General features: G+C 39.9%; 1 protein-coding gene. It reads right to left on the bottom strand.

Annotated features, from left to right (window positions below):
• Positions 1-435: 435 nt before the first annotated feature.
• A partial coding sequence (locus ADIWIN_RS20440; RefSeq protein WP_200859771.1) for a nucleoside hydrolase occupies positions 436-939 on the bottom strand: 504 nt, incomplete at its 5' end.

Below are 939 nucleotides of genomic sequence, written 5' to 3'. Positions count from 1 at the left end.
AGTTAAACCTTCCAGAAACTCAAATTGATCTTTGGATAAAACTTCGGTCTTATCAAGTGTTTGCCCTTGTAGCAAAAAGGGAGCGGACAACATCAAATATGCCAAAACTAAAAACATGATCTATTCATTTCGCAATTGATTTTTTGGGGCTAGCACTAATGGCCGAATTTAACTTGACAGCAAATGCTTTGTCAACATCCTTTCGCTGTAATACAAAATGGTGCAAAGGGTTGACCTTGTCAGAAACCCATCTACTCCCCTCTTCCATATCAAAGGTTTAAAGCACCAGGCCCTAACTCTTGTAAAAATTCACCTGGCCCAATTACTGCATAATAAACAGTAGCCAGATCCCAACTTGGCCTTTGATCCTTAATTCTTTACTTTCCACATTCCAAAGCCAGTCCCTATATGCTGTTCTAAGAATGTTTCCAGGGCTTAATGCTTCGAGAGATTCTCCAGTAAAAACCTTTGCTCCTGCATCCACAAATAAGTAGGTTTTGGAAAATGGTCTATTAAGTAATCGGTATAGCTAGCCGTATTGTTTCTGAAAAAATTCCAATCTTTCACCCCCACTCCTTCTTCATTGGATGCCCCCAATGCACCAAGTGCCACCCATCTTTTCACTTTTTGAGTTACTAATTCTAAACCAGTCAATGGGGAATCACTACCTGGGGACGATTTAAGTAATTCATACAAACCTTTGGTATGGCCTATAGTGATATAGGTAACTGAGTTGTCCGCTGTTTGTATCAGGAGTTTTCTATTTAGAGCAGTTTGCTCCATGGCATCATGATTATGAACCAATTTATTTTTATAAGCCACAGTGTCTTTGGCAAGCTTTTCAGCATGCATTTTATCCTTTGGATCCCCAAAGTTCAGGTCATGACTGGCTCCTACCGGTATTTCAGGTCTCCCATAGTAAACGTTGATGGCATCAAT

Origin of the sequence: Winogradskyella psychrotolerans RS-3, assembly GCF_000427335.1 — a bacterium.
In the GTDB taxonomy this organism is placed as follows: Bacteria; Bacteroidota; Bacteroidia; order Flavobacteriales; family Flavobacteriaceae; genus Winogradskyella; species Winogradskyella psychrotolerans.
This window is presented reverse-complemented; position numbering and strand designations above follow the sequence as displayed.